The following is a 5,012-nucleotide window of genomic DNA, read 5'->3' as shown; positions in this document are numbered from 1 at the left end:
CGCGGCGGTCGCGGCGATGGTCAGGGCGGGTAGTGCGAACCTACGTCTCATGAAGGAACTCCTTCGGGGTCGTGGGCTCTTCATGAAGGGGGACGGCGTGGTTTCCTGAACATAAGTTAAAGGTTGTTAACAGTAAATAGACCTAACGAAGTTTTTCGATGCGTTGAGAAGATGCCCTGATATTCGGCTGCCTCGCGAAGAGTGATCCGATACGTTCGCGCGATGGAAGCCCTCACCGAGCCGCAGATCCGCGCCGCCTTCGTCAACTGCAGCAAGGGCGAGGCCGCTCGGATCAAGATGCCGCTCGACCTGGCGGTCACCGCGTGGCGCGATCTCGACTACTTCGGCTGGGCCGACCCGGGCGCGCCGCAGCGAGCGCTCATGGTGGTGCCGATGGACGAGGGGCCGGTGGGCGTGCTGCTGCGCCGCCCCGAGAGCCGCCGGACGACCGCGACGCGATCCAGCATGTGCCAGGTCTGCTTCACCGGGCACTCGGCCGACGGCGTGACCCTCTTCGTGGCGCCGCTCGCCGGGGCGGCCGGCCGGCAGGGCAACTCGGTCGGGCTCTACCTCTGTTCCGACCTGGCCTGCTCGCTCTACCTGCGCGGCAAGCGCCAGCCCCGGGGCCGCCTGGTCCGGCAGGAGGAGACGCTGTCGCTCGACGAGCGGGTGGACCGGGCGATGACCAACCTGCGCGGCTTCGTCAAGCGGGTGGTGGCGGGCTGATGCCACAGCTGATCAAGCCGACCACCCGGCTGCACCGCGCCTGGCTGGAGGCGCGCGACGAGTGGGGCCGCGGCGTGCACCAGGACGGCGCCGGCTTCCGGAGCGCCGACGAGTACGACTCGCCCGAGGGTTTCGCCGCCTGGGTCGCGCGGCTGCACGCCGAGGAGGACGTGACCCGGCCGCCCGACCCCGACTGGGTGCACTGCACCTATCGGTGGATGGTCGAGGGCGACCGGATGCTGGGGGCGATCGCACTGCGCCACGAGCTCAACGACCTCCTGTTCACCATCGGCGGTCACATCGGTTACGGGGTGCGCCCGTCGGAACGGCGCCGCGGGCTGGCGAGCTGGGCCCTCGGCGAGATCCTGCCGATCGCGTGCGGACTGGGTCTCGACCGCGTGCTGATCACCTGCGACGTCGGCAACGAGGGCTCGGCCCGGACGATCCGCAAGGCCGGCGGGGTCCTCGAGGACGTCCGCGAGGGCAAGCAGCGGTACTGGATCGCTATTTCCGGATAAATCCCCTCGGCGAGGTGGCGGCGATCCGCTTTACCGGCGGGATCGGCGTCTACACAGAATGCCCTGAGAACCGGCATAACTTCCCCCTAGGTTGGCTCCCTAGCGTCCTGGGCAGGCTGCAACCAAAGGGGAAACAGCATGCTCTACGCCTCAACCCGGCTCACCGAGACCAATGATCAAAAGGTTTTCGTCGATTCCTCCGGGCGCCGCAAGCGGCTGCTCACGGTCGCCGGGCTGGTCGTCGCGGCCGCCGCGGCGCTCTACATCGGCGTGGTCGGGGTGAGCGTTCTGCAGGCACCGCAGACCGGCCTGACGACGAAGGGCACGGTCACCCCGACCTCGACGGCGAAGGCGGGCGGCTGAGCCGGGTGTCAACCGGCGAACAGCCTGGTGAACGCGTAGTCGGATTGGGAGACCCCGCTGCAGGTGGCGCTGAGGGTGCCGTCGTCGCAGTCGCCGTTGTCCCGGTTGACCGACCAGAACCGCACGAACCCCAAACCCTTTTCCGAGGCAAAACCGAGGAGGGTACGGGCGTCCGCGAGCGTGGTGACCGGCCCGGTGTCGTTGACCCCGATCATCGGCGTCACCCCCAGCATCCCGTACAGCTGCTTGTCGCTCCTGTCGGTCCAGACGCTCGCCAGATCGTCGTGCACGGCCTCGGTGGCCGCGGCCATGGCCGTACCCCAATCGCCGTCCGCGTCGAAGTTCATCGTCATCGCGTTCACCGTGACCGTGATCCCGGCGTCGGCGACGCTGCGCAGCAGCGCGACGCCGGCCGTGGTGAGCCCGGCCGTCCCGTCGCCGACCGGCAGGGTCAGCGTGATCGCGGTGTGCCGCGACTTCTGCAGCTTCGCCAGAGCGGCGGAGACGACGGCCGCGTCGACCGACCGCTCGATGTCCACGTCCAGGTGGTTGCTGCCGGCGACATCGAGGGCTTTGCCGTACGCCGTGGCCAGCGCCGCCGAGGAACACACGCTCTCCAGGTAGGTGCCGGTGGCCCCGCCGGTGGCGACGATGACGTCCCCGTCGATCTTCCCGAGCCGCGCCCGGACCGCGGAATCACCGATGGCCACCGTGCCGTCCCAGGTCGGGGTGCAGGTACCGGCCTGGTCGGCGACGACGAACGCCACCGCGAAGTCGCTCTGTCCGGTGGCCCGCTCGATCGCGGCGATGTCGGCGGTCCCGCTGACGATGTCGACGTAGGGCGCGACCGGCCTCGCCGTCGCGGCCACGGCAGTGGTGGTCGCGGACGGCGACGGCGAGGCCGATGACGACGCCGACGGCGAGGCTCCCGCCACCAAGGACGGTGCGGCCGAGGACGAGCAGCCGCCCGCGAGGAGAAGAGCGGCGAGAGTGAGACGGCGGAAATGCATCTCCGCACTATCCCCTTGCTCCCTATGTGCCAGATAAGAACGCGATTAAAGGGGAAATCTCGTGCCAGTGCTCAAGGCGCGGTGGGTAGTTCTCGCCGTCGTCATCACCCTGTTTGCCAGCATTCTGGTGGTGAACGGCATTGTTCTCGGCGAATTCACCCAGGACGGCGCGGTGGAGTCGACCGCCGACACCGGCGAGGTGCCGTCGGCCGCGCTCAAGGGCGGCCCGATCATCCAGACCGACGGGAGCTCGACGACCACAGTCCGGGTGCCGGACAAGCAGATCGTGCTGACCTTCGACGACGGCCCGGACCCGAAGTACACCCCGGAAATTCTCAAGGTCCTTTCCGAGTACGACGTACCCGCCACGTTCTTCATGATCGGTTCCGAGATCAGCCGGTACCCCGAGATCGTTCGCGAGGTGCACGACGCCGGCCACGAGATCGGCATCCACACGTTCACCCATCCCGACCTGTCCACCAAGAACGAGTGGCGGCGCGAGGTCGAGATGCAGGAGACCCAGTTCGCACTGGCCGGCGCGGCCGGGATCGCCAGCGTGATCTTCCGGCCGCCGTACTCGTCGACCGTGCAGGCCCTCGACAACAGCAACTGGGCGGTCATGTCGGACATGGGCAGCCGGGGCTACCTGACCGTGGTCAACGACCTGGACAGCCGGGACTGGGAGTCGGGCGCGACCCTCGCCGACATCACCGAGGCGGTGCTGCCCTCCGCCGGCGCCGGGGCGATCGTGCTGTTCCACGACGGCGGCGGCGACCGGTCCAAGACCGCCGAGGCGCTCGCCACCGTGATCCCCGAACTGCAGCAGGAGGGCTACACGTTCACCACGGTTTCCAAGTTGACCGGCATGACCACGGTGAACCCGGCCGCCACGGCCAAGGAGCGGGCGCTCGGGCTCGGCCTGGTCGGCGCGGTGCGGGTGGCCCGGAACGTGAGCGGCTGGTTCGCCGTGCTGCTGCTGGTGGTCGGCATCCTCACCGTGGCCCGCCTGGTGATCATCCTGGTGCTGGGCCGCCGGCACGCCCGCCGCAAGCCCACCGGCCCGCCCTACACCGAACCGGTGACCGTGGTCGTGCCCGCCTACAACGAGAAGGAGTGCATCGCCGACACCCTGAGATCGCTGGCCGCCAGCACCCACCCGATCCGGATCGTGGTGGTCGACGACGGCTCCACCGACGGCACGGCCGAGATCGCCGAATCGCTGCGGCTGCCCAACGTCACCGTCATCTGGCAACCCAACAGCGGCAAACCGGCCGCCCTCAACACCGGCATCGCGAACGCCGGCACCGAAGTCGTGATCATGATGGACGGCGACACCGTCTTCGAGCCGGACACCGTACGCCGGCTGGTCCAGCCTTTCTCCGATCCGCGCGTCGGCGCGGTCGCCGGCAACGCCAAGGTGGCCAACCGCACCGGCATGGTCGCACTGTGGCAGCACATCGAATACGTGGTCGGCTTCTCCATCGACCGGCGCGCCTACGACGTGGCGCAGTGCATGGCCACGGTCCCCGGGGCGATCGGAGCGTTCCGCCAGCTGGCGTTGCGGCAGGTGGGCGGGCTCAGCGACGACACCCTGGCCGAGGACACCGACCTCACCATCGCGATCATCCGGACCGGTTGGCGGGTTGTCTACCAGGAGCACGCCCGAGCCTGGACCGAGGCGCCGACCACGATGTCCCAGCTGTGGCGGCAGCGTTACCGCTGGAGCTACGGCACGATGCAGGCGATGTGGAAGCACCGCCGAGCCGTCTTCGAGAAGGGCACGTTCGGCCGCCGAGGCCTGCTCAACCTGGCCATCTTCCAAACCCTGCTGCCGCTGCTGTCCCCACTGATCGACGTCTTCCTGATCTACGGCCTGTTCTTCCTGAACCCCCTGGAAACCCTGGCGGCGTGGCTGGGCATGCTGGCGGTGCAGGCGACCAGCACGATCTACGCGTTCCGCCTGGACCGGGAGTCGCTGAAACCCCTGTGGCGGCTGCCGCTGCAGCAGTTCGTCTACCGCCAACTGATGTACCTGGTACTGATCCAGTCAACGCTGGCCGCCCTGGGCGGCATCCGCCTCGGCTGGCAAAAACTACGCCGCACCGGCGGCCTGGAGGCCCTGCTCGGCGAAAGTCCCAACGGCCACCAAACACCAAGGCCGACATCATCAGATAGGCGGTGACAGGGCGGCATCCAGCTCGGGCGGAACGCACATGGAAATAGCGCCGGATCCGAATAAATCCTTCCTTCCTGTCTCCGCACAAAAAGACAACGTCAATTTCCAAATTCGGTTCCGATTGATTCCAGAGTGAGCTGAGCCAGCCTTTCGCCAGCTGTCTCCGACGCTCCGGCGAGTTGTCCTCCAAGCTGTCGCAGCCCAAGCCCAAGCCCAAGC

General features: G+C 68.1%; 5 protein-coding genes. 4 read left to right on the top strand and 1 reads right to left on the bottom strand.

From position 1 onward, the window contains the following. Window positions 1-222: 222 nt before the first annotated feature. The 3 genes from Ato02nite_RS50095 (at window position 223) to Ato02nite_RS50085 (ending at window position 1,607) form a co-directional block, all read left to right on the top strand. Window positions 223-726 carry an FBP domain-containing protein gene (locus Ato02nite_RS50095; protein WP_213013818.1) on the top strand — a complete coding sequence of 168 codons (504 nt, stop codon included), beginning with the start codon at window positions 223-225 and terminating at the stop codon, window positions 724-726. Beyond that, window positions 726-1,244, top strand: a complete 519-nt coding sequence (locus tag Ato02nite_RS50090; RefSeq protein WP_213013817.1) for a GNAT family N-acetyltransferase — start codon at window positions 726-728, stop codon at window positions 1,242-1,244. The genes Ato02nite_RS50095 and Ato02nite_RS50090 overlap by 1 nt, the downstream gene beginning before the upstream one ends. Window positions 1,245-1,382: 138 nt before the next feature. Next, on the top strand, window positions 1,383-1,607 hold the full coding sequence (locus Ato02nite_RS50085) for a hypothetical protein (protein ID WP_213013816.1): 225 nt from the start codon (window positions 1,383-1,385) through the stop codon (window positions 1,605-1,607). Between the two features lie 8 nt (window positions 1,608-1,615). On the opposite strand, the gene Ato02nite_RS50080 is transcribed toward Ato02nite_RS50085, so the two are convergent. Next, the gene (locus Ato02nite_RS50080) at window positions 1,616-2,617 is read right to left on the bottom strand and encodes a glycoside hydrolase family 18 protein (protein WP_213013815.1); all 1,002 of its coding nucleotides are present in this window, start codon (window positions 2,615-2,617) and stop codon (window positions 1,616-1,618) included. A gap of 61 nt (window positions 2,618-2,678) precedes the next feature. Here Ato02nite_RS50080 and Ato02nite_RS50075 point away from each other — a divergent pair, with 61 nt between their 5' ends. Next, the gene (locus tag Ato02nite_RS50075; protein WP_213013814.1) at window positions 2,679-4,799 is read left to right on the top strand and encodes a bifunctional polysaccharide deacetylase/glycosyltransferase family 2 protein; all 2,121 of its coding nucleotides are present in this window, start codon (window positions 2,679-2,681) and stop codon (window positions 4,797-4,799) included. The last annotated feature ends 213 nt before the right edge of the window (window positions 4,800-5,012 follow it).

It is taken from the genome of Paractinoplanes toevensis (genome assembly GCF_018332695.1).
Taxonomy (GTDB): Bacteria; Actinomycetota; Actinomycetes; order Mycobacteriales; family Micromonosporaceae; genus Actinoplanes; species Actinoplanes toevensis.
Note: the sequence above shows the minus strand (reverse complement) of the source record. Positions and strands in the feature narration are given on the sequence as shown.

Bases quoted from the DNA above. Each gene is read 5' to 3' on its own strand.
- Ato02nite_RS50095 (WP_213013818.1), top strand. From the start codon at position 223: ATGGAAGCCCTCACCGAGCCGCAGATCCGCGCCGCCTTCGTCAACTGC.
- Ato02nite_RS50080 (WP_213013815.1), bottom strand. From the start codon at position 2,617: ATGCATTTCCGCCGTCTCACTCTCGCCGCTCTTCTCCTCGCGGGCGGC.
- Ato02nite_RS50090 (WP_213013817.1), top strand. From the start codon at position 726: ATGCCACAGCTGATCAAGCCGACCACCCGGCTGCACCGCGCCTGGCTG.
- Ato02nite_RS50085 (WP_213013816.1), top strand. From the start codon at position 1,383: ATGCTCTACGCCTCAACCCGGCTCACCGAGACCAATGATCAAAAGGTT.